General features: G+C 69.0%; 24 protein-coding genes. 6 read left to right on the plus strand and 18 right to left on the minus strand.

Features of this window, described 5'->3' with window-relative positions; all coding sequences use genetic code 11:
• Positions 1 to 34 precede the first annotated feature (34 nt).
• Positions 35 to 673, minus strand: coding sequence for a TetR/AcrR family transcriptional regulator (locus tag ACIPWY_RS35125; protein ID WP_362908208.1), 639 nt, complete (start codon positions 671 to 673; stop codon positions 35 to 37).
• A gap of 80 nt (positions 674 to 753) precedes the next feature.
• Between ACIPWY_RS35125 and ACIPWY_RS35130 the strand changes: the two genes are divergently transcribed.
• From ACIPWY_RS35130 to ACIPWY_RS35140, 3 genes are read left to right on the plus strand one after another with little or no spacing between them, the layout of a single operon-like run.
• Complete coding sequence (locus ACIPWY_RS35130; protein WP_393704926.1) at positions 754 to 1536, plus strand: ABC transporter ATP-binding protein; 783 nt, start codon at positions 754 to 756, stop codon at positions 1534 to 1536.
• A gap of 22 nt (positions 1537 to 1558) precedes the next feature.
• On the plus strand, positions 1559 to 2314 hold the full coding sequence (locus ACIPWY_RS35135; RefSeq protein ID WP_393704993.1) for an ABC transporter permease: 756 nt from the start codon (positions 1559 to 1561) through the stop codon (positions 2312 to 2314).
• Between the two features lie 13 nt (positions 2315 to 2327).
• On the plus strand, positions 2328 to 2900 hold the full coding sequence (locus tag ACIPWY_RS35140) for a cob(I)yrinic acid a,c-diamide adenosyltransferase (protein ID WP_362908210.1): 573 nt from the start codon (positions 2328 to 2330) through the stop codon (positions 2898 to 2900).
• A 4-nt stretch (positions 2901 to 2904) separates the two neighbouring features.
• Here the strand turns inward: ACIPWY_RS35140 and ACIPWY_RS35145 are convergent, their stop codons facing one another.
• Positions 2905 to 3450, minus strand: a complete 546-nt coding sequence (locus ACIPWY_RS35145; protein ID WP_362908211.1) for a hypothetical protein — start codon at positions 3448 to 3450, stop codon at positions 2905 to 2907.
• Positions 3451 to 3646: 196 nt separating this feature from the next.
• On the opposite strand from ACIPWY_RS35145, the gene ACIPWY_RS35150 reads away from it, so the two are divergent.
• From ACIPWY_RS35150 to ACIPWY_RS35160, 3 genes are all read left to right on the plus strand, one after another.
• A complete protein-coding gene (locus ACIPWY_RS35150) occupies positions 3647 to 4840 on the plus strand; it encodes a sensor histidine kinase (protein WP_393704923.1) in 1194 nt (397 codons plus the stop codon).
• Positions 4837 to 5490: a response regulator transcription factor gene (locus ACIPWY_RS35155; protein WP_362908213.1), complete on the plus strand. Its 654-nt coding sequence runs from the start codon at positions 4837 to 4839 to the stop codon at positions 5488 to 5490. Before ACIPWY_RS35150 ends, ACIPWY_RS35155 begins: the two co-directional genes overlap by 4 nt.
• A 184-nt stretch (positions 5491 to 5674) precedes the next feature.
• Positions 5675 to 7504, plus strand: a complete 1830-nt coding sequence (locus tag ACIPWY_RS35160; protein ID WP_393704921.1) for a glycosyl hydrolase family 18 protein — start codon at positions 5675 to 5677, stop codon at positions 7502 to 7504.
• A gap of 100 nt (positions 7505 to 7604) precedes the next feature.
• Here the strand turns inward: ACIPWY_RS35160 and ACIPWY_RS35165 are convergent, their stop codons facing one another.
• From ACIPWY_RS35165 to prfA, 16 genes are all read right to left on the minus strand, one after another.
• Positions 7605 to 8054, minus strand: coding sequence for a DUF2550 domain-containing protein (locus tag ACIPWY_RS35165; RefSeq protein WP_362908215.1), 450 nt, complete (start codon positions 8052 to 8054; stop codon positions 7605 to 7607).
• Positions 8055 to 8243: 189 nt separating this feature from the next.
• A complete protein-coding gene (locus ACIPWY_RS35170; RefSeq protein ID WP_362908216.1) occupies positions 8244 to 8618 on the minus strand; it encodes a F0F1 ATP synthase subunit epsilon in 375 nt (124 codons plus the stop codon).
• A 142-nt stretch (positions 8619 to 8760) separates the two neighbouring features.
• Positions 8761 to 10203: a F0F1 ATP synthase subunit beta gene (gene atpD / locus ACIPWY_RS35175; RefSeq protein ID WP_362908217.1), complete on the minus strand. Its 1443-nt coding sequence runs from the start codon at positions 10201 to 10203 to the stop codon at positions 8761 to 8763.
• Complete coding sequence (locus ACIPWY_RS35180; protein ID WP_362908218.1) at positions 10203 to 11120, minus strand: F0F1 ATP synthase subunit gamma; 918 nt, start codon at positions 11118 to 11120, stop codon at positions 10203 to 10205. Before ACIPWY_RS35180 ends, atpD begins: the two co-directional genes overlap by 1 nt.
• 20 nt (positions 11121 to 11140) lie before the next feature.
• Positions 11141 to 12733, minus strand: coding sequence for a F0F1 ATP synthase subunit alpha (gene atpA, locus ACIPWY_RS35185; protein WP_362908219.1), 1593 nt, complete (start codon positions 12731 to 12733; stop codon positions 11141 to 11143).
• Positions 12734 to 12854: 121 nt separating this feature from the next.
• On the minus strand, positions 12855 to 13676 hold the full coding sequence (locus tag ACIPWY_RS35190) for a F0F1 ATP synthase subunit delta (protein WP_362908220.1): 822 nt from the start codon (positions 13674 to 13676) through the stop codon (positions 12855 to 12857).
• On the minus strand, positions 13673 to 14230 hold the full coding sequence (locus ACIPWY_RS35195) for a F0F1 ATP synthase subunit B (RefSeq protein ID WP_362908221.1): 558 nt from the start codon (positions 14228 to 14230) through the stop codon (positions 13673 to 13675). Before ACIPWY_RS35195 ends, ACIPWY_RS35190 begins: the two co-directional genes overlap by 4 nt.
• 38 nt (positions 14231 to 14268) lie before the next feature.
• Entirely contained in the window at positions 14269 to 14508 is a 240-nt protein-coding gene (gene atpE / locus ACIPWY_RS35200; protein ID WP_100595856.1) for an ATP synthase F0 subunit C, read from the minus strand.
• Between the two features lie 77 nt (positions 14509 to 14585).
• The gene (atpB, locus tag ACIPWY_RS35205; RefSeq protein ID WP_100595988.1) at positions 14586 to 15356 is read right to left on the minus strand and encodes a F0F1 ATP synthase subunit A; all 771 of its coding nucleotides are present in this window, start codon (positions 15354 to 15356) and stop codon (positions 14586 to 14588) included.
• 273 nt (positions 15357 to 15629) lie between these two features.
• Positions 15630 to 16079 carry a hypothetical protein gene (locus ACIPWY_RS35210; RefSeq protein ID WP_362908222.1) on the minus strand — a complete coding sequence of 150 codons (450 nt, stop codon included), beginning with the start codon at positions 16077 to 16079 and terminating at the stop codon, positions 15630 to 15632.
• 262 nt (positions 16080 to 16341) lie between these two features.
• Positions 16342 to 17727 carry an MraY family glycosyltransferase gene (locus ACIPWY_RS35215; protein ID WP_393704916.1) on the minus strand — a complete coding sequence of 462 codons (1386 nt, stop codon included), beginning with the start codon at positions 17725 to 17727 and terminating at the stop codon, positions 16342 to 16344.
• A gap of 129 nt (positions 17728 to 17856) precedes the next feature.
• Complete coding sequence (glyA, locus tag ACIPWY_RS35220; protein WP_362908224.1) at positions 17857 to 19125, minus strand: serine hydroxymethyltransferase; 1269 nt, start codon at positions 19123 to 19125, stop codon at positions 17857 to 17859.
• Between the two features lie 111 nt (positions 19126 to 19236).
• Positions 19237 to 19887, minus strand: a complete 651-nt coding sequence (locus tag ACIPWY_RS35225) for a protein-tyrosine-phosphatase (RefSeq protein ID WP_362908225.1) — start codon at positions 19885 to 19887, stop codon at positions 19237 to 19239.
• Positions 19884 to 20531 (minus strand): L-threonylcarbamoyladenylate synthase, encoded by a 648-nt coding sequence (locus ACIPWY_RS35230; protein ID WP_362908226.1) that lies wholly within the window; start codon positions 20529 to 20531, stop codon positions 19884 to 19886. The genes ACIPWY_RS35225 and ACIPWY_RS35230 overlap by 4 nt, the downstream gene beginning before the upstream one ends.
• A gap of 95 nt (positions 20532 to 20626) precedes the next feature.
• Positions 20627 to 21466, minus strand: a complete 840-nt coding sequence (gene prmC, locus ACIPWY_RS35235) for a peptide chain release factor N(5)-glutamine methyltransferase (RefSeq protein ID WP_362908227.1) — start codon at positions 21464 to 21466, stop codon at positions 20627 to 20629.
• A gap of 81 nt (positions 21467 to 21547) precedes the next feature.
• The gene (gene prfA, locus ACIPWY_RS35240) at positions 21548 to 22624 is read right to left on the minus strand and encodes a peptide chain release factor 1 (RefSeq protein WP_362908228.1); all 1077 of its coding nucleotides are present in this window, start codon (positions 22622 to 22624) and stop codon (positions 21548 to 21550) included.
• Positions 22625 to 22667: the final 43 nt, after the last annotated feature.

The following is a 22667-nucleotide window of genomic DNA, read 5'->3' on the forward strand; positions in this document are numbered from 1 at the left end:
GTCTCGAATGACGGACATCACACCGGACGGGCCATCAGGCGTCGCGTACGGCGTAGTTGAGCACCGGCTCGCCCAGGAGGCCCTCCATCTCGTCGAGCAGGCCGAGCGCTTCGCGGGACACCTCCCCGGCCGGCCTTGCCTTGATCATCCCGGCGGCGATGCGGGAAAGCAGCGTCGTGTGGATCCAGTTGATCTGTCCGGCCATGAGGGCGGGCAGCGGGTCGTCCTCACCCGCCCCGGTCTCCTCGCGCAGCGTCGCCTCCAGCAGCGTGAGCGACTCCTGCTGCATGTACCAGAGCCTGGCCCGCAGTCCGGCCGCTCCCTCGATGACCTTCATGAAGCGGTCGTAGCCCTCGATCAGGCCGACCTCGGGCGACACGGCGACGACCTCGCGGCGCAGCTCGCGCAGGACGGCTTCGGCCGCGGACTCGCCCCGGTCACGGGCGCGCACGAAGCGGGAGAGCCGGGCCACGCTGCCCTTGGCGCGGTCGAGGAACAGGTCTTCCTTCGCCTGGAAGTAGTTGTAGACGGTGTTGACGGAGACGTCGGCCGCTTCGGCGACCTCGGCGATCGTCACCTCGTCGAAGCCGCGCTCCAGGAAAAGGCCCGTGGCCACATCGGAGATGTGCTGCCTGGCCAGCCGTTTCTTACGCTCACGCAGTCCCTCTGCCATGCGGCCAGTCTAGCTTTCGTTGCGCTCACTTAAATTTTGGGGACATTGCAAAATTTAAGTGACTCTGTTTTTCTGGACGCATGGCAGTCATCAGCACGTCCGGCCTGGCCCGGACCTTCACCACCCCACGCGGCCCCGTCGAGGCGGTGCGCGGCATCGACCTGACCGTGCGGCCCGGCGAGATCCTCGGCCTCCTCGGTCCGAACGGCGCGGGCAAGACGACGACCCTGCGCATGCTCACGACGCTCCTGCCGCCCACCGGGGGCGCCGCCACCGTCGCGGGCTGCGACCTCGCGACGGATCCGGCGGGCGTGCGCCGCGCGGTCGGTTACGTCGCCCAGTCCGGCGGCGTCGACCCGAACATCTCCGTACGGGAGGAACTGGTCACCCAGGGGCGGCTGTACCGGCTGCCCAAAGCACGGGCCGTGGCGCGCGCCGGCGAACTGGCCGAGGACCTCGGCCTCACGGACCTCCTCGACCGCAGGACCGCAGCGCTCTCCGGCGGACAGCGGCGCCGCCTCGACATCGCGATGGGAATCGTGCACCGCCCGAAGGTGCTCTTCCTCGACGAGCCGACGACCGGACTCGACCCGGCCGGCCGCGCCGACCTGTGGGATCTCGTACGGCGACTGCGCGACGAGCACGGCACGACCGTCTTCCTCACCACCCACCACCTCGACGAGGCCGACGCGCTCGCCGACCGGATCGCCGTCGTGGACAAGGGAGTTGTGGCCGCGGAAGGCACCCCGGGCGCGCTCAAGCTGGCGTACGGCGGGTCGCTCGACGCGACACTCCAGGACACCTTCCTCGCGATCACCGGGCGCGGCCCGGCGACCGCACCGACGGCTCCCGTGGCGGTGTGACCTCATGAAGACCGGGACCGGCATGAGGACCCTGCTCTCCGACACCGCGCTGATCTTCGGGCGCTATGCCCGCCAGACCCTCAACTCCAAGTTCCAGATGCTCTTCGGCGTCCTGATGCCGCTGCTGTACCTGCTGTTCTTCGGGCCGCTGCTCACCGATGTGCCCCTGGGCTCGGCCGGCAGCTCCTGGCAGGTGCTCGTACCGGGGCTGCTGCTCCAACTCGCCCTTTTCGGCGGCCTGTTCTCCGGTTTCGCGGTGATCGTCGAGAAGAACTACGGCGTGGTGGAGCGCATGCGCGTCACCCCCGTCAGCCGTCTCGCGCTGCTGCTCGGGAGAGTGCTGCGCGACGCCGTGCTCTTCGTCCTCCAGGCCTTCCTCCTCGTCCTCGCCGCACTGGTGATGGGGCTGCGGGCGCCGCTGGCCGGCGTCCTCATCGGGTTCGCGTTCGTGGCGCTCCTGACCGTCGCCCTCGGGTCGCTGTCGTACACGGTGGCCATGAAGGTCGACCGGCCACAGGAGTTCGGCCCGATCGTCAACGCCGTCTCGATGCCGTCGATGCTCCTGTCCGGGCTGATGCTGCCGATGGCGCTCGCGCCCGGCTGGCTCGACGTCCTGTCGCACTTCATGCCGATCCGCTATGCGGTCGACGCGATGCGTGACGCGTACGTCGGCCACTACGCGACGGCGCACATGCTGTACGGGGTCCTGGTCGCCCTCGCCCTGGCGGCGCTCGCCGTGACGGTCGGCACACGTGGCTTCCGCAGGGCGGCCGCGTAACTACGCTGACCCCATGGTCAATCTGACGCGCATCTACACCAGGACCGGCGACCAGGGCACGACCGCCCTCGGCGACATGAGCCGGACCGCCAAGACCGATCTGCGGATCTCCGCCTACGCCGACGCCAACGAGGCCAATGCCGTCATCGGCACGGCGGTCGCGCTCGGCGGGCTCGACGAGGAGGTCGTGAAGGTCCTCGTACGGGTCCAGAACGACCTGTTCGACGTGGGCGCCGACCTGTCGACGCCCGTGGTCGAGGACCCCAAGTACCCACCGCTGCGCGTCGAGCAGTTCTACGTCGACAAGCTGGAGGCGGACTGCGACCACTTCAACGAGCAGCTGGAGAAGCTCCGGTCCTTCATCCTGCCCGGGGGCACTGCGGGCGCGGCGCTGCTGCACCAGGCGTGCACCGTGGTCCGCAGGGCCGAGCGCTCCACGTGGGCGGCGCTCGAAGTGCACGGCGAGTCGATGAACCCGCTGACGGCGACGTATCTGAACCGCCTCTCCGACCTCCTGTTCATCCTGGCGCGCACGGCGAACAAGGAGGTCGGGGACGTGCTGTGGGTCCCGGGCGGCGAGCGCTGAGTCCCTAACGCTCCACGGCCGGCGCCTTCTTCGGGAACAGCGTGTAGCTCAGCGCGATCACGAGGTTGATGCCGATCACGAAGACCATCTTCTGCTGCCACATCCGCAGCGAACCGATGTTCCCGTCGCCGCCCACGTACCAGATCGCGCCCTGGAGCAGGGCGAGCGCGACGGCGCAGGCGAGGATCCAGCGCGCGGCCGTCCGCCACTCGTGGGCGGCGCGCGCGGCCCCGTACCTCGGCGGCTTCACCGGCGGCGGTCCCCCGGCGAACCGGTGGGCGACCCGGGCGTCCACCCACTTGACGGTGGAGTGGCCGAGCCCCACCGAGAAGCCGATGTAGACGGCGGCGAGACCGTGTTTCCAGTCCGGTTCGGCCCCGTTCTTGAGGTCCATCGCGGTGACGACGAACAGGACGACCTCCAGGAGCGGCTCACACAGCAGGACGCCGACGCTCGTGCGCGGCATCTTCGCCACGTAGCGCAGGGCGAGTCCCGCGGCGAGCAGCACCCAGAAGCCGATCTCGCAGGCGACGATCAGCGTGACGATCACGGCGGGCTCCTCGGGTCGGGGCTTGTGGTCTGACTTGGGGTCCGGCTCGTGGACTCCTTCCATCCTCGGGGCGCCGCGCCCGCCGATCGTCGTCGCCGGTGACGAAACGCGACTGCATCCTTCGATGTACGCGGGCTGCGCGGGCCCGCCCGACAGGTGCACGCGCGGCCCCGTCCGGCCGTATTGAATGGGGGGCATGCCCCTGCCTCTGTCCCGCCCGCACCGCGACGACGTCCGTATCGCGGCGATCGGGCTGCTCGGCGGACTCCTGCTGTGGGCGCTCGGCCTGACCAACAGCCAGGGCTGGCGGGTCCTCGACGGTGGCTGGCTGCTGCTGCCGCTCTGCGCGATGGCGGGCCTGGAGCTGCTGCGCAGGACCGCGCCGCGGACCGCGCTGGTCCTCGGCACGTTCGTCCTGATCGCGGACCAGTTCACGCTCGGCAGCCTCGCGACGACGCTGATGTTCACGGACCTCGTCTACGCGGCCGTCCTGTACGGCACCCCGGCCGCCGCCCGCCGCATCCCGGTGACCACGGCGCTGATCACCATCGCGGTGACCCTGGGGTTCCTGGCCTGGTTCCGGCGGCCGGAGGCGTTCCTGATCGGGGTCGTCACCGGCCTCGTCTCGTTCGGGCCCGCGGCCACCGGAGTCCTCGTACGCAACCACCGCGAGGCCGCCGACTCCGCGCGGCTGCGCGCCGAACAGACCGCACTGCTCGCGGAGATGGACCGCAACCAGGCGGTCGTCGCCGAGCGGGCGAGGATGGCCCGCGAGCTGCACGACATGGTCGCCAACCATCTGTCGGCGATCGCCATCCACTCGACGGCGGCGCTCTCGCTCGACGATCCGAGGACCACGCAGCAGGCGCTCACGGTCATCCGCGAGAACAGCGTGGAGGGCCTCGCCGAGATGCGCCGCCTCATCGGCATCCTGCGGGACGACAGCGGGGACTCCCAGGGCGAGCCCGTCGCCGCGCCCACGCTGGACGGACTCGGAGCCCTCGTCGAGCAGTCCCGCGCCAACGGCCTCGACGTCGCGCTCACCGTCGGCGACGGCGTCGGCGGCCTGCCCGCGCCGATCGAGCTGGCCGCGTACCGCATCGTGCAGGAATCCCTCACGAACGCCCTCAAGCACGCCTCGCCCGGCACCGTCTCCGTGGCCGTCCACCGCAGCGACGGCGCCCTGGCTGTGCGGGTGACCAGCCCGTACGGGGATCTGGACGGCCCGCGCGCTCCTGGCTCGGGCGCCGGGCTCATCGGGATGCGTGAGCGCACCGCTCTGCTGCACGGCACGTTCGAGACGGGTCCCGAGAGCGGGCCCGGCGGCAAGATCTGGCAGGTCAGGGCCGAGCTGCCCGTCGACCGGGCCGACGAAGGAGTGTCCGAATGAACCGGGTGATCCGCGTACTCGTCGCCGAGGACCAGTCCGCCGTGCGGGCGGGGCTCGTCCTGATCCTGGGCAGCGCCCCCGACATCGAGGTCGTCGGGGAGGCGGCGGACGGCGAGCAGGCGGTGGCGATGGCGCGCGAACTTCGGCCGGATCTCGTCCTCATGGACATCCAGATGCCGCGCCTCGACGGCGTCTCGGCGACCCGCCAGGTGGTCGCCGAGGGGCTCGCGGACGTGCTGGTCCTGACGACGTTCGACCTCGACGAGTACGTCTTCGGGGCGCTGCGCGCGGGCGCGGGCGGCTTCCTGCTGAAGAACACCGAGGCGAAGGACCTGATCGAGGGTGTCCGTACAGTCGCGCGCGGTGAGGGGCTGATCGCCGCGGCGGTCACCCGCAAGCTCATCGCCGAGTTCGCGGCGAAGCCCGTTCGCCCGGAGCCGGGACCCGCGCCCGCGGGGCTCGACGCCCTCACCCGCCGGGAGCGGGAGGTGCTTTCCTGCCTCGGCGACGGCTTGTCGAACGCGGAGATCGCGGTGCGGCTGGGGATGGCGGAGGCGACGGTGAAGACGCACGTCAGCAGGCTGCTCGGGAAGCTGGAGCTGCGCAGCAGGGTGCAAGCGGCCGTGCTGGCACAGGAGTTGGGGCTGTGAGGGGCCAATTCCTGTAATTGGTTTAGACCTTGACCGCTGGTCCAGACCTTTCTATTCTCACGGCACTGCGGTGAGCGCAGCCATGCACATGAGCCTCACGGCCGGCACGGCGATGCTCACGGGCGGCGCAGGGTTCCACCCCCGTCATGTCCCCCGGATATCACCCGAGGAGCACCCCTTGCGCTTGAGACTCAGACAGAGAGCCGTCGCAGGCCTCACCACCCTGCTGCTCCCGGCCGCCGCCCTCGTCGGCCTCGCCACCCCCTCCCACGCGGCCGCCGCCGCGAGCACCGCCACCGCGACCTACGCCAAGACCCAGGACTGGGGCACCGGCTTCGAAGGCAAGTGGACCGTCAAGAACACCGGTACCACGGCGCTCAGTTCATGGACCGTCGAGTGGGACTTCCCCGCCGGCACCAAGGTGACCTCGGCCTGGGACGCCACCGTCACCAACTCCGCCGACCACTGGACCGCCAAGAACGTCTCCTGGAACGGATCGCTCGCCCCCGGCGCCTCGGTCTCCTTCGGGTTCAACGGCTCGGGCCCCGGCGCCCCCTCCGGCTGCAAGCTCAACGGCGCCTCCTGCGACGGCGGTGACGTCCCCGGCGACGCGGCCCCCTCCGCGCCCGGCACCCCCACCGCATCCTCCGTCACGAACACCTCGGTCAAGCTCGACTGGACCGCGGCCACCGACGACAAGGGCGTCAAGAACTACGACGTCCTGCGCGACGGCGCCAAGGTCGCGACGGTGACCGGGACTTCGTACTCCGACACCGGGCTCACCGCGGGCACCGACTACTCGTACACCGTCCAGGCCCGCGACACCGCGGACCAGAGCGGCCCCGCCTCGGGCTCGGTCCGGGTGCACACGACCGGCGGCGGCACCGACCCGGGCCCCGGCGGCAAGGTCAAGATGGGGTACTTCACCGACTGGGGCGTCTACGGCCGCCAATACTTCCCGAAGAACCTGGAGACCTCCGGCTCCGCCGCGAAGGTCACCCACATCAACTACGCCTTCGGCAACGTGCAGAACGGCCAGTGCACCATGGGTGACTCCTACGCCGACACGGACATGGCGTACACCGCGGCCAACTCCGTCTCCGGCGTCGCCGACACCTGGGACCAGCCGCTGCGCGGCGCGTTCAACCAGCTGCGGCAGCTGAAGGCCAAGCACCCGAACCTCAAGATCATCTGGTCCTTCGGCGGCTGGACCTGGTCCGGCGGCTTCCCACAGGCGGCGCAGAACCCGGCAGCGTTCGCCGACTCCTGCTACAAGCTGGTCGAGGACCCGCGCTGGGCCGACGTCTTCGACGGCATCGACATCGACTGGGAGTACCCCAACGCCTGCGGCCTGTCCTGCGACACCTCGGGCCAGGACGCCCTGAAGAAGCTGTCCTCCGCACTGCGCGCCAGGTTCGGCTCCAGCAACCTGGTCACGGCGGCGATCACGGCCGACGCCTCCACCGGCGGCAAGATCGAGAAGAACGACTACGCGGGCGCTTCCCAGTCCTTCGACTGGTACAACGTCATGACCTACGACTTCTTCGGCGCGTTCAACGCGCAGGGCCCGACGGCCCCGCACTCCCCACTCACCTCGTACCCCGGCATCCCGCAGCAGGGCTTCAACTCCGCTGACGCCATTGCCAAGCTGAAGGCCCAGGGCGTCCCGTCGAGCAAGCTCCTGCTCGGTATCGGCTTCTACGGCCGCGGCTGGACCGGCGTCACACAGAAGGAGCCGGGCGGCACCGCGACGGGGCCCGCCGCCGGCACCTACGAGCAGGGCATCGAGGACTACAAGGTCCTGAAGACGAAATGCCCCGCGAACGGGACGGTGGCCGGTACCGCGTACGCGTATTGCGGCTCCGACTGGTGGTCGTACGACACCCCCGCGACCATCAACTCCAAGATGGCCTGGGCCAAGAGCCAGAACCTGGGCGGCGCCTTCTTCTGGGAGTTCAGCGGTGACACCGCGGGCGGCGAGCTGGTGACGGCGATCGACGGCGGCCTGAAGTAGCAGCGCCGGGCCGCACATGACGGAAGCCGGGTGAACGGGGCCGCCCCCTGTTCCCCCGGCTTCTCCATGTGAAAGCTCAGGCCGTATTCGCTGCGAAAGCTCAGGCCACGTTGACTCTCTGGCCGGGAGGCGCCGCCTCCAGCCACGCCAGGAAGCCGGTCAGCGCGTCCTCGCTCATCGCCAGCTCAAGGCGCGAACCCCGGTGCGAGCACGCGAGGACGATCGCGTCCGAGAGCAGAGCCAGCTCCTCCTCGCCCTCCGGAGCACGCCGCCCCGTCACCTCGATCGCCGAGCGCTCAAGGGTGCGACGGGGCCTGACCGAATAGGAGAAGACCCGGAACCACTCGATCCGGTCGCCGTTGTAGCGGGCCACGCCATAGCCCCAGCCCTTGCCGGAGGTGTCGCCGCCCTCGGCGATGTCCCACCGCAGGGAGCAGTCGAAGGTGCCCCCCGAGCGCTGGATCAGCCGGCGCCTCAGTCCGAAGACGAACAGCCCCAGCAATACGAGTACGACGACCGCGACCACGCACAGCACAAGAACGAGGACCATTCGTACCGACCTCCTCGCCTCATCTGATAACGGGCCCGACAGCGGATCCGATAACGGAACTGCAAAATTGACCAAGGATCGCCTCAGCCGCGACCCGGTCCGGAGAGGTTCTCCGGTCCTGGCCGCGGCTGAGTCATGTCACTCCGCGCTCCCCCATAGCCTAAAGGGCCTGGGAGGTGCCCCCAGGGCTCAGCGCGTCGCCACCGCACGCAGTCGGACGTCCGCTCGACGCTCGGCGGATGCGTCCGCATCCGACTGAGCACGCTCGAGCGCCCGCTCCGCACGCTGGACATCGATCTCGTCCGACAGCTCGGCGATCTCGGCGAGCAGGGACAGCTTGTTGTCGGCGAACGAGACGAAACCGCCGTGCACAGCGGCGACAACCGTCCCGCCGTCGCTCGTGCGGATCATCACCGGGCCCGACTCCAGCACACCGAGAAGCGGCTGGTGACCGGGCATGACGCCGATGTCGCCGGACGCGGTGCGCGCGACGACCAGGGTGGCCTCGCCGGACCAGACACTGCGGTCCGCGGCGACGAGCTCGACATGCAGCTCAGCAGCCAAGGTGGGCTCCTCGGGTCACCACCCGGCCGTTGCTGCCGGGTGTTGGGTCAAAGTCTAGTCGGCGTACGGAGAGGGGCGGGACACACCCTGCGGGTATCCCCCGCCCCTCTCCCACGAGTCTGTGCTTCCGGAGAAGCCAGAATCAGGAGACGCCGAGCTCCTTGGCGTTGGCCTTCAGGTCCTCGATGCCACCGCACATGAAGAACGCCTGCTCGGGGAAGTGGTCGTACTCGCCGTCGCAGATCGCGTTGAACGCGGTGATGGACTCCTCGAGCGACACGTCCGAACCGTCCACGCCGGTGAACTGCTTGGCGGCGTGGGTGTTCTGCGACAGGAAGCGCTCGACGCGACGGGCACGGTGGACGATGAGCTTGTCCTCCTCGCCCAGCTCGTCGATACCGAGGATCGCGATGATGTCCTGGAGGTCCTTGTTCTTCTGCAGGATCGTCTTGACGCGCATGGCGCAGTCGTAGTGATCCTGCGCGATGTAACGCGGGTCCAGGATGCGGGACGTGGAGTCCAGCGGGTCCACGGCCGGGTAGATGCCCTTCTCGGAGATCGGACGGGAGAGAACCGTCGTCGCGTCGAGGTGGGCGAACGTGGTGGCCGGGGCCGGGTCGGTCAGGTCGTCCGCGGGGACGTAGATCGCCTGCATCGAGGTGATCGAGTGACCACGGGTCGACGTGATGCGCTCCTGGAGGAGACCCATCTCGTCGGCGAGGGTCGGCTGGTAACCCACCGCGGAGGGCATGCGGCCGAGCAGGGTCGAGACCTCGGAACCGGCCTGCGTGAAGCGGAAGATGTTGTCGATGAAGAACAGCACGTCCTGCTTCTGCACATCGCGGAAGTACTCCGCCATGGTCAGACCGGCCAGGGCGACGCGAAGACGCGTGCCCGGCGGCTCGTCCATCTGGCCGAAGACCAGCGCGGTCTTGTCCAGAACGCCGGCTTCCTCCATCTCGACCATGAGGTCGTTGCCCTCACGGGTGCGCTCGCCGACACCGGCGAAGACGGAGACACCGTCGTGCAGCTTGGCCACACGGACGATCATTTCCTGGATCAGAACGGTCTTGCCGACACCGGCACCACCGAACAGACCGATCTTTCCACCCTTGACGTACGGGGTGAGAAGGTCGACGACCTTCAGGCCGGTCTCGAACATCTCGGTCTTCGACTCGAGCTGGTCGAAGGCCGGGGCCTTGCGGTGGATCGTCCAGCGCGGGGCCTCGGCGACCGACGACGCGTCGTCGTTCAGGACCTCGCCGAGGGTGTTGAACACACGGCCCTTGGTCAGGTCACCGACGGGCACCGAGATGCCGGCGCCGGTGTCGGTCACGGGAGCCTGGCGGACCAGGCCGTCCGTGGGCTGCATCGAGACCGTACGGACCAGTCCGTCACCCAGGTGCTGGGCGACCTCGAGGGTCAGCGTCTTCTTCTCGCCCGCGGTGGCCGGGTCGTCGACCTGGACGTGCAGGGCGTTGTAGATCTCCGGCATCGCGTCGACGGGGAACTCCACGTCGACGACCGGGCCGATGACCCGGGCGACGCGGCCCGTGGCAACGGCCGTCTCAACAGTGGTCGTCATTACTTGTCACTCCCCGCGGTCGCGTCGGACAGGGCTGCAGTGCCGCCGACGATCTCGCTGATTTCCTGGGTGATTTCGGCCTGGCGGGCCGCGTTGGCAAGTCGGGAGAGCGAGTTGATCAAGTCTCCCGCGTTGTCGGTCGCCGACTTCATCGCGCGGCGCGTGGCGGCGTGCTTGGAAGCAGCCGACTGGAGCAGCGCGTTGTAGATACGGCTCTCGACGTAGCGCGGCAGCAGGGCGTCGAGGACGTCCTCCGCCGACGGTTCGAAGTCGTACAGCGGAAGGATCTCGCCCTTGGACTTCGACTCCTCCGCCACCTCTTCGAGGCTGAGCGGAAGCAGACGGCCGTCGATGGCCGACTGCGTCATCATCGAGATGAACTCCGTGTAGACGATGTGGAGTTCGTCCACGCCGCCCTCCGCCGAGTCCTTCTCGATGGCCTCGATCAGCGGGCCCGCGACCTTCTTGGCGTCCGCGTACGTGGGCTCGTCGGTGAAGCCCGTCCACTGCTCCGCGATCTTGCGCTCACGGAAGTTGTAGTGGGCGACACCACGGCGGCCGACGATGTAGATCTCGACCTCCCTGCCCTCGGCCTCGAGACGCGCGGTCAGCTTCTCCGCGGCCTTGATGGCGTTCGAGTTGAAGGCGCCGGCCAGTCCGCGGTCGCTCGTGAGGAGCAGCACCGCGGAGCGCGTCGCCGTCTCCGGCTCCGTCGTCAGCGGGTGGTTCGTGTTCGAACCGGTGCCGACAGCCGTGACCGCGCGGGTGAGCTCGGTCGCGTACGGCGTGGAGGCCGTCACCTTGCGCTGCGCCTTGACGACACGCGAGGCGGCGATCATCTCCATCGCCTTGGTGATCTTCTTGGTCGCGGTGACGGATTTGATGCGACGCTTGTAGACCCGGAGCTGGGCTCCCATGAGTCAGGTCCCTTCCGTCGTCACTTACCGGCGGCGGCCGGAGCGTCCTCGCCGAGAAGCTTCCCGTCCGAGGTCTCGAACTGCTTCTTGAAGTCCGCGATGGCGTCGGCGGTGGCGGTCAGGGTGTCGTCCGACATCTTGCCGCCCTCCTTGATGGAGGTCATCAGGCCCTGCTCCTTGCGGTGCAGGTAGTCGAGCAGCTCGCGCTCGAAGCGCCGGATGTCCACGACCGGGACGTCGTCCATCTTGCCGGTGGTGCCGGCCCAGACGGAGACAACCTGGTCCTCGGTCGCCATCGGCTGGTACTGGGGCTGCTTGAGCAGCTCGACCATGCGCTGACCGCGCTCCAGCTGCGCCTTCGACGCGGCGTCCAGGTCGGAACCGAAGGCGGCGAACGCCTCGAGCTCACGGAACTGGGCGAGGTCCACGCGGAGGCGGCCGGAGACCTGCTTCATCGCCTTGTGCTGCGCGGAACCACCGACTCGGGAGACGGAGATACCGACGTTCAGCGCGGGGCGCTGACCGGCGTTGAACAGGTCCGACTCCAGGAAGCACTGGCCGTCGGTGATGGAGATGACGTTGGTCGGGATGAACGCCGACACGTCGTTCGCCTTGGTCTCGACGATCGGCAGACCGGTCATCGAGCCGGCACCCATCTCGTCCGAGAGCTTCGCGCAGCGCTCGAGGAGGCGGGAGTGCAGGTAGAAGACGTCACCCGGGTAGGCCTCGCGCCCCGGCGGGCGGCGGAGCAGCAGGGACACGGCGCGGTAGGCGTCGGCCTGCTTCGAGAGGTCGTCGAAGACGATGAGGACGTGCTTGCCCTCGTACATCCACTGCTGGCCGATGGCCGAACCGGTGTACGGCGCCAGGTACTTGAAGCCGGCCGGGTCGGACGCCGGGGCGGCGACGATGGTCGTGTACTCCAGCGCGCCGGCCTCTTCCAGGGCGCCACGCACGGAGGCGATGGTCGAGCCCTTCTGGCCGATGGCGACGTAGATGCAGCGGACCTGCTTCTTCGGGTCGCCGGTGCGCCAGTTGTCGCGCTGGTTGATGATCGTGTCGACAGCCAGGGCGGTCTTGCCCGTCTGGCGGTCGCCGATGATCAGCTGACGCTGACCGCGGCCGATCGGGGTCATCGCGTCGACGGCCTTGTAGCCGGTCTCCATCGGCTCGTGCACCGACTTGCGCTGCATGACCGTGGGGGCCTGCAGCTCAAGGGCGCGACGCCCGCTGGTCTCGATCTCGCCGAGGCCGTCGATCGGGGTGCCGAGCGGGTCGACGACGCGACCCAGGTAGCCCTCACCGACGGCGACGGAGAGCACCTCACCGGTGCGCTGCACCGGCTGGCCCTCCTCGATACCGGTGAACTCACCGAGCACGATGGCACCGATCTCGCGCTCCTCGAGGTTGAGGGCGAGGCCGAGGGTGCCGTCCTCGAACTTCAGCAGTTCGTTGGCCATGGCCGAGGGCAGGCCCTCGACCTTCGCGATACCGTCGCCGGCAAGAGTGACCGTACCGACCTCCTCGCGCGAGGCCGCGTCCGGCTTGTACGCCTGGACAAAGTTCTCCAGCGCGTCCCGGATCTCCTCCGGCCGGATCGTGAGCTCCGCCATCTGGGTTCCCTGCTCTCCTTGTTGGGCCCGAAAGTTTTCTTGGGGGGTCTGGGGTCAGCCCCCAGGAATCCTCTGCACGGCCCAACTAGGGCCGTAGGTACTACTACGTTGTGCGAGTCGGCTAGCCGGCCATACGGCGGCTGGCGTCCTCAATGCGGTCCGCGATGCTTCCGTTGATGAGCTCGTCGCCCACCTGCACGTTGATCCCGCCGAGGACCTCGGGGTCCACGTCGAGGTTCAGGTGCATCTGACGCCCGTAGAGCTTTGCCAGGGCGGCGCCCAGGCGCTGCTTCTGCGCATCGCTCAGCGGAACCGCCGAGGTGACGACGGCGACCATGCGGTCCCGGCGCTCCGCGGCGAGCTTGGACAGGGACTCGAGTCCCGTCTCCAGGCTACGTCCACGCGGCTGGGTCACAAGGCGCTCGACGAGACGCTCCGTGGAGGCCGTGGCGCGACCGCCGAGCAGGCTGCGCAGCAGCTCGCTCTTGGCCGTGCCCGTGGCGTTACGGTCGGTGAGCGCGGCGCGCAGCTCGGTGTTCGAGGAGACGATCCGGCCGAACCGGAACAGCTCGTCCTCGACGTCGTCCAGCTCGCCGGCCTTCTGCGCCGCGGTCAGCTCGGCGATGCTGGACAGCTCCTCGACGGAGTCGACCAGGTCGCGCGAAGCGGACCAGCGGGAGCGGACCAGGCCGGCCACCAGGTCGGCGGTCGTGCCGCTGACCTGGCCGCTGAGCAGACGCTCCGCGAGCTGGGCCTTGGCCTCGCCGGACTGCGCCGGGTCGGTCAGGACCCGACGCAGCGACACCTCGCGGTTGAGCAGCGCGGTGACCGCGGCCAGCTCGGCGGCGAGCTGTGCCGCGTCGACCGAGGTGCTGTCGGTCAGCGCGTCGAGACGCTCACGTGCGGAGGCGAGTGCCTCGCGGCTCGCTCCGTGGGCAGTCATCGAGCAGCCTCGGCCTTCGTCGCGGTCTCGTCGAGCCCGTCGAGGAAGCGGTCGATCGTGCGCGACTGCCGGGCGTGGTCCTCGAGGGACTCACCGACCAGCTTGCCGGCCAGGGTGGTGGCCAGCTGGCCCACGTCCTGGCGCAGCGCCTGAGCGGCGGCCTTGCGGTCGGCCTCGATCTGCGAGTGGCCGGCGGCGATGATTTCCTCACGCTGCCGCTGGCCTTCCGCGCGCATCTCGGCGATGAGCGTGGCGCCCTGCTCCTGCGCCTCCTGGCGCAGCCGCGCGGCCTCGTGACGAGCCTCGGCCAGCTGAGCCTTGTACTGCTCGAGCACGCTCTGGGCCTCGGTCTGGGCCGACTCAGCCTTCTCGATACCGCCTTCGATCAGCTCGCGGCGCTCTTCCAGCGTCTTGTTGATGCGCGGGAGGAGCTTCTTGGCGAAGAAGAAGAAGACGATGGCGAAGGCAAGCGTGCCAATGAGCAGCTCGGGACCCGGCGGGATGAGCGGGTTCTGCTCCTCCTCGGCCGCGAGTGCAACCAGGTTGGCGATCACATCAGTGCCTTTCGTCGAAAAGTGTCAGGTAGCTGGGTTTAGCGACCGAACACGAACGGCATGACGATGCCGATGAGGGCGAGGGCCTCACAGAAGGCGAAGCCGAGGATCTGGTTGGCGCGGATCAGGCCGGCAGCTTCGGGCTGACGGGCCAGGGCCTGGGTGCCGTTACCGAAGACGATGCCGACGCCGATGCCGGGGCCGATGGCAGCGAGACCGTAGCCGATGGAACCGAGGGAGCCGGTGACGCCAGCGGCGAGTTCGATGGTCGCGGACATGCCGTTACTTCCTTCTCTTTAACGAACCGGTGGGGGTTGGCCACCGGACGACTGAAATATGACGGGTCGGGACTGGCTCAGTGGTGCTCTGCGAGCGCGCCCTGGATGTACGAGCAGGCGAGGAGCACGAAGACGTACGCCTGCACGGCCTGCACGAAAAGCTCGAAGAGGATCATGACGATGGTCATGACGAACGAGACGCCCGCGGCCGGGATCATGTAGCTGTTCAGCAGGTACCAGGAGGCAACGGTGAACATGACCAGCATCAGGTGACCGGCGAACATGTTCGCGAACAGTCGCACCGCGTGCGTGAACGGCCGGACGAGCAGGTTCGAGAAGAACTCGATGAACGAGACGAGCCACTTGATCGGGCCGAGCGAGTTGTCGTAGCCCGTGATGTTCTTCCAACCGCCCACGAAACCGTGGCGCTTGAAGGTCAGCGGCACCCAGATCAGGTAGACGATGACGGCGAGAACGATCGGGTACGCGATGACCGACGACACCGGGAACTGTGCCAGCGGAATCACGGACCACACGTTCATGATCCAGATGAAGAAGAACATCGAGACCATGACGGGGACGTACTTCTCGCCCTCCTTCTTGCCGAGGGTCTCGTAGACGATGTTGCGGCGTACGAAGTCGTACCCCGCCTCACCGATCATCTGGAGCTTCCCCGGAACCACCTTGGCGCGGCCGAAGGCGGCGTAGAAGAGGCTCATGATGACCAGCGTCGTCAACAGGGCAAGCAGCATCACCTTGTTGAACTCGAACCCGCCGACGGTGAAGATCGGCTGGAACAGGAACGAGTGCAGACCGGGAGCCGGAAAGCCGCAGCCGTTGTCGGACAGGATCCGACAGCTCCAGTCAAAGGCGAGCTCAGTCTGGTCAGCACTCACCACGGGCTCCTTCGGCGTGACGCATAGGTACGGCAACCTCGTTGTGTCGTTGCGGCGCGCAGCCGCGGATCGGCACCGGTCTGGTGTTTCGGATGTGGGGGCGGCAGGCAGGCAGTGAGCCTCGCAGTCGAGCAGGCGTCAGCTCAGATGCCCGCGCCCGCAGTGCCGCAGTTGGCACCGGACGATAGCAGTAACGCGAACCCGCACTTATCCCGCCCCTACCCCTCATGAGGACGACCCTGAATTCTCGGGCTTGTCGCTCTTCTCGGAGTCTTTGCCCGAGTCGGGATCGATATAGAAAATCTTGGCCTTCATGTGCGCACGCGCCTGCGCGGCCATCCATACGACGGTGGCGGCGACGAGTGAAGCGGCGAAGGCCCTGGGGTTGAACAGTGTCGTGTCCTTGAAGACGGCCACGAAGATCAGAAGCAGCAGCAACTGGGCGACGTAGAGCATCAGCCCCATCGCCTGGAAGAGCTGCGGAAGCGATTTTGCCGTCCGCTGGAGGACGACCTGCCCGAGGCCCATGAAGACGATGACGACCACCGTGCCGATGACAGCGCCGAGCGCCCCCTTACCGCCGGCGAGCACACCACTGATCACGGCGGCGATCGCGCCGGCGATGGCAGTGGGCACGACGGCCTGGAGGAGGATCCGTGCGTCATTCGAGGGCATGGCGGCAGCTCCGCTAACTGGACGGGGGCAGGGTGTCGTCATGGACGAGCGTAGTCCGGGGCCGAGAGGGAAATTCGGGCCAATGGGCCGTCGCACTACGGTCCTTCGGCTCTGTCCCCGGGTCTCGTGAACGGTATCACAAACTATTTGATGAGGTCTTTACCTGTGTAGTGTGCTCACTGTCACACGTGAGAGTTAATCCGCGCGTCTGAGCAAGATTGCGGCCAACTTGTCTGGTATTGGGGCGCTTTCGTCTCAGGCGTCAGCGCGACGAGTCCGCCTCGCGCCGATCCAGGAAGCGCGAACGGGGGCCAATGGCCGTTGCCCCGTTGACTCCTGCGGGCATCGGCGTGCGCGCGGGTTCGCGCTCAGGCACCTGTGCGGCCACGTCCGTCCCGGCGTCCCCGGCTGTCTCTGCCTCGTCCCGCGCCGTATACGACGGCGACGCCTCGGTCCCCTCGGCCGCCGTCCGCGCGGCCCGCCTGCGCCGGTAGCGCGGCGGCACGAAGGCCTCAGCCCAGCGCGGGGCGCGCGGTGTGAAGCGCGGCAGCAGAAGCAGCACGAGACCGACGAAACTCAGCGCGACGATCGCCAGGACGATCCACATGGACGTCGAGTGCACGGAGTAGGCGACCGCGCCGAAGGACAGCAGTGCCGCCCAGAAATACATGATCAGGACCGCGCGGCTGTGGGAGTGGCCGATCTCCAGGAGCCGGTGGTGCAGGTGCCCGCGGTCCGCCGCGAAGGGCGACTGGCCCTTCCAGGTGCGGCGCACGATCGCGAGGACCAGGTCAGCGAACGGCACCGCGATGATCGTCAGCGGCATCAGCAGGGGGATGAAGACCGGGACCATCGCGTGAGTGGCGTCACGGGTGCCGCCGAAGTTCAGCTTCATCAGACTCGGGTCGACCTGGCCCGTGATGGAGATCGCGCCGGCGGACAGGACGAGGCCGATGAGCATCGATCCGGAGTCGCCCATGAAGATCCGGGCGGGGTGCATGTTGTGCGGCAGGAAGCCCAGACACATGCCGATCAGGATCGCGGCGAACAGCGTCGCGGGGGCGGCCGCCTCGATGCCGTAGCCGTACCAGAGGCGGTACGAGTACAGGAAGAACGCGGAGGCGGCGATGCACACCATGCCGGACGCGAGGCCGTCGAGACCGTCCACGAAGTTGACCGCGTTGATGCTGATCACGACCAGCGCGACGGTGAGGAGCGTGCCCTGCCACTGCGTCAGCGAGACGGTGCCCACACCCGGGATCGGCAGCCACAGGATCGTCAGACCCTGCATGACCATGACGCCCGCGGCGATCATCTGGCCGCCGAGCTTGATCAGGGCGTCGATCTCGAACTTGTCGTCCAGGACACCGATCAGCCAGATCAGGGCGGCTCCGGAGAGCAGCGCCCGCGGCTCGTTCGACATCTCGAAGACGGGGCTGAGGTTCGTCAGGTGGTCCGCGACGAGGAGACCCGCGCACAGGCCGAAGAACATGGCGATCCCGCCGAGCCGGGGCGTGGGCTCCCGGTGTACGTCGCGGGCGCGGATCTCCGGCATGGCGCCGGCCACGATCGCGAACTTCCGCACCGGGCCGGTCAGCAGGTATGTCACCGCGGCCGTGATGCAGAGCGTCAGCAGGTATTCACGCACGGGCTTCCCCACAGATATCGCTGGCCATCTCAGCCCCACACCCTAGCTTCGCGCGCATGTGGTGAAGGACTGCCGGGTAGCGACGATGGTTGCACGAGTGACGGACCACCCTGGCCCGCCTACCCCTGTCTAGGCCGGATACGGCGGAAATCTTCCGGTGAGATCGCGCACTTCCGCGCGCGCTGTACGCGGCTCGACCTCTTCCCGCAGCACCCCCGCGAAGAGCACCGCGATGCGCGCCATCTCCGCCTCACCCATGCCCTGGGTGGTGACGGCGGCGGTGCCGAGGCGCAGGCCACGCCCGTCCCCGAAGGGCAGCGCGCAGGTGTCGAGGACCATGCCGGCCGAGGCGAGCCGGCCCCGGGCGGCCGGGCCGTCGACGCCCAGCGACGTGGGGTCGGCGGTCAGCAGATGGGTGTCCGTGCCGCCGGTGGTGATCGCGAGGCCCTCGGCGGCGAGCGCGGCCGCGAGCACCCTCGCGTTGGCGACCACCTGATGGGTGTACGCGGCGAAGGCCGGGGTCTCCGCCTCGCCGAACGCGACGGCCTTGGCGGCGATGGTGTGCATCTGGGCGCCGCCCTGTGTGAAGGGGAAGACGGCCCGGTCGATACGCGCGGCGAGCTCGGCCCCGCACAGGATCATGCCGCCGCGGGGGCCGCGCAGGACCTTGTGCGTGGTGGCGCAGACGACGTCGGCGTACGGCACCGGGTTCGGCGCCGCTCCCCCGGCGACCAGGCCGATGGGGTGCGCGGCGTCGGCGATGAGGTAGGCGCCCACATCGTCGGCGATCTCCCGGAAGGCCGCGTAGTCGATGTGCCGCGGATAGGCGATCGAGCCGCAGACGATCGCCTTGGGGCGGTGCACGCGGGCTTGGGCGCGGACCTGGTCGTGGTCGATGAGGCCGGACTCGGGGTCGACGCCGTAGGGCACGAAGTCGAACCAGCGGCCCGAGAAGTTCGCGGGCGACCCATGGGTGAGGTGGCCGCCGTACGGAAGCCCCATCGCGAGGACGGTGTCGCCGGGGCGCAGCAGGGCTGCGTACGCGGCGAGGACCGCGGAGGAGCCGGAGTGGGGCTGCACGTTGGCGTGCTCGGCTCCGAAGAGCGCTCTGGCCCGGTCGACGGCGATCTGCTCCGCCACGTCGACGAGCTCGCAGCCGCCGTGGTGGCGGGCGCCGGGGTAGCCCTCGGCGTACTTGTTGGCGAGCGGGGAGCCGAGGGCCGCGAGGACGGCCGGCGACGTGAAGTTCTCGGCGGCGATCAGCTGCAGCGACGTGGCCTGCCGGGCCGCCTCGCCGAGCATGATCTCGGCGATCTCGGGGTCCTGGCGACGCAGCACGTCGAAGCCGGCGTGCGCGTACGTCGCACCGGCGGTGGCTTGTTCAGTGGTGACCGGCATCTTGGGCTCCGGGCCTCGCGGGGTTGACCTCAGAACCAATGTAGGCCCGCACCGCCCGCAGCGCCCGAAACTCGGGTACGAGCGGGTACTCCCGCGCCGCTGTCACTTCGTTCAGCGGCAGGCGGGGACGCCCGTGAGTGCCGTCACCACGGGCTCCAGTGCCTCGCTGATCTCCTCGCCGACCGAGCGGAAGAAGGGCAGGGGTGCGCCGTACGGGTCGTACACCTCGTCGGCCTCGACGTTCGGCGCGAGAAGCCACCCGCGTAGAGCCGCGGCGGCACGCACCAGGGCGCGTGCGCGTTCCACCACGCCGCCGCCCGCCCCGTCGAGGGGGTCGGGCAGCGTGGCCGGATCGATCGCCTGGACGAGGCGGGTGAACTCCTTCAGCGTGAAGGTGCGCAGGCCCGCGCTGTGGCCCATGGAGATGACCTGGGCGCGGTGGTCGCGAGTGGCCGTGAGGACCAGGTCCGCACGGATCACGTGGTCGTCGAGGAGCTCACGGCCCACGAAGCCGGAGGCGTCCGCCCCGAAGTCCGCGAGGACCGTCTCGGCGTTGGCCTCCATGGGGGCGCCCTCGTGGCCCCAGGTGCCCGCGCTCTCCACGATCAGGCCGCGGACGAGGGGGTCGCCGAGCCTTCCCACCAGGGCATGCCGGGTCAGCCGCTCGGTGATCGGCGAGCGGCACACGTTGCCGGTGCTGACATGGAGGATGCGGAAGGAGTCCTCGGTGCCTATGCCACGCCCCGTCTCAGGGGCTGTCAATTCGCCACCTCGAGGTCGGGTACGACCTTGCGCAGCTCGTCCGCGGTCAGGGCACCCGCGCGCAGGAGCACCGGAACCTTCCCGGTCACGTCGACGATCGAGGACGGGACGATGCCGGGCGTGGGGCCGCCGTCGAGGTAGACGGAGACGGAGTCGCCGAGCATCTCCTGCGCGGCGTCGCAGTCCTCGGGGGCGGGGTGCCCGGTGAGGTTCGCGGAGGACACGGCCATGGGGCCGACCTCGGTGAGCAGCTCGATCGCGACCGGGTGCAGGGGCATGCGGACGGCGACGGTGCCACGGGTGTCGCCGAGGTCCCAGGCCAGGGACGGCTGGTGCTTGGCGACGAGCGTGAGGGCGCCCGGCCAGAACGCGTCGACGAGTTCCCAGGCCATCTCGGAGAAGTCCGTGACGAGGCCGTGCAGCGTGTTCGGGGAGCCGATGAGGACCGGGGTCGGCATGTTGCGGCCACGCCCCTTGGCGTCCAGGAGGTCGGCGACCGCCTCGGAGGTGAAGGCGTCGGCGCCGATGCCGTACACGGTGTCGGTGGGCAGCACGACCAGCTCACCGCGGCGGACGGCGGACGCGGCTTCACGCAGACCGGTTGTACGGTCCGACGCGTCGTTGGTGTCGTATCGCCGAGCCATTTAGCGGGCCTCCTCGTACACGAAGTACACGTAGTCCATGCGAGAGATGCGGGAACTGCTGGTGCTGATGCTGATGCTGCGCTGATTCTGTCGCGTCACGGCATCGCCTTGCGGGCGGTCGCGAAGCGCGGGCGGTTGTTCAGGTCGGGGTGGTCGGCCGCGTCGGCCCAGCCCCGCTCCTCGGTGAAGATCCACGGCACCTGGCCGCCCTGGGTGTCGGCGTGCTCGACGACGACGACGCCTCCGGGCCGCAGCAGGCGGTGCGCGGTGCGCTCGATGCCGCGGATCAGGTCGAGCCCGTCCTCACCGGAGAAGAGCGCGAGCTCGGGGTCGTGGTCGCGGGCCTCGGGGGCGACGTACTCCCACTCGGTGAGCGGGATGTACGGCGGGTTGGAGACCACCAGGTCGACCTGCCCGTCGAGCTCGGGGAAGGCCTCCAGGGCGTCTCCCTGGCGCAGGTCGACCCTGGACCCCTCGACGTTCTTGCGCGTCCACCTGAGGGCGTCCTCGGACAGCTCCACGGCATGCACGCGGGAGCGCGGGACCTCCTGCGCGAGGGCGAGCGCGATGGCTCCTGAGCCCGTGCACAGGTCGACGATGAGCGGCTCGACGACGTCCATGGCCCGTACGGCGTCTATGGCCCAGCCGACCACGGACTCCGTCTCGGGCCGCGGCACGAACACGCCCGGCCCCACCTGGAGTTCGAGGTAGCGGAAGTAGGCGCGCCCGGTGATGTGCTGGAGCGGCTCGCGGGCCTCGCGGCGCGCGGTGACCTCCCAGTAACGGGCGTCGAAGTCCGCGTCCTTGACGGTGTGCAGCGCACCCCGCTTCACGCCGTGTACGAAGGCGGCGAGCTCCTCCGCGTCGTTGCGCGGCGAGGGTACGCCCGCGTCGGCGAGGCGCTGGGTGGCCTGGGCGACTTCCGCGAGCAGCACGCTGCGGGGGTTTGGGGGTCGCCCCCCAAGATGTTGCTGCACGCTGGTCCTCCGGGGCTGAGCTGGTCTTTTTGGCGTGGCTTAGGCTGCGGCGAGCTTGGCGGCCGAGTCGGCGTCGACGCAGGCCTGGATCACCGGGTCGAGCTCACCGTCGAGCACCTGGTCCAAGTTGTACGCCTTGAAACCGACGCGGTGGTCCGAGATGCGGTTCTCCGGGAAGTTGTACGTACGGATCTTCTCGGAGCGGTCGACGGTGCGGACCTGGCTGCGGCGGGCGTCCGCGGCCTCGGCCTCGGCCTTCTCCACCGCCGCCGCCAGAAGCCTGGAGCGCAGGATACGCATCGCCTGCTCCTTGTTCTGGAGCTGGCTCTTCTCGTTCTGGCAGGAGGCGACCACTCCGGTGGGCAGGTGCGTGATGCGCACCGCGGAGTCGGTCGTGTTGACGGACTGGCCGCCGGGGCCCGAAGAGCGGTAGACGTCGATGCGGAGGTCGTTCGCGTGGATCTCGACGTCGACGTCCTCAGCCTCGGGCGTCACGAGGACACCGGCCGCGGAGGTGTGGATCCGGCCCTGCGACTCGGTCGACGGCACGCGCTGCACGCGGTGCACGCCGCCCTCGTACTTCAGGCGGGCCCAGACACCCTGGCCGGGCTCGGTCGCGCCGTTGCCGCCCTTGGTCTTCACGGCGACCTGGACGTCCTTGTAGCCGCCCAGCTCGGACTCGGTGGCGTCGATGATCTCGGTCTTCCAGCCGACGCGCTCCGCGTACCGCAGATACATGCGCAGCAGGTCGCCGGCGAAGAGGGCCGACTCGTCGCCGCCCGCGCCCGCCTTGACCTCGAGGATGACGTCCTTGTCGTCGTTGGGGTCCCGGGGGACCAGCAGGAGCCGCAGCTTCTCGGTGATCTCCTCGCGCTGCTTCTCGAGTTCCTTGACCTCGGCGACGAAGTCCGGGTCGTCCGCGGCGAATTCGCGCGCGGTCTCGATGTCGTCACCGGTCTGCTTCCAGGAGCGGTAGGTGGCGACGATCGGGGTCAGCTCGGCGTAGCGCTTGTTGAGCTTGCGCGCGTTCGCCTGGTCCGCGTGGACCGCGGGGTCCGCGAGCTTCGTCTCGAGATCGGCGTGCTCACCGATGAGGTCCTCGACGGCCTCGAACATCTCCGGCTCCTGAAGTGAGGTACAGCGAAAGGGAACGGCCACC

The organism is Streptomyces sp. NPDC090032, from assembly GCF_044748025.1.
GTDB lineage: Bacteria > Actinomycetota > Actinomycetes > Streptomycetales > Streptomycetaceae > Streptomyces.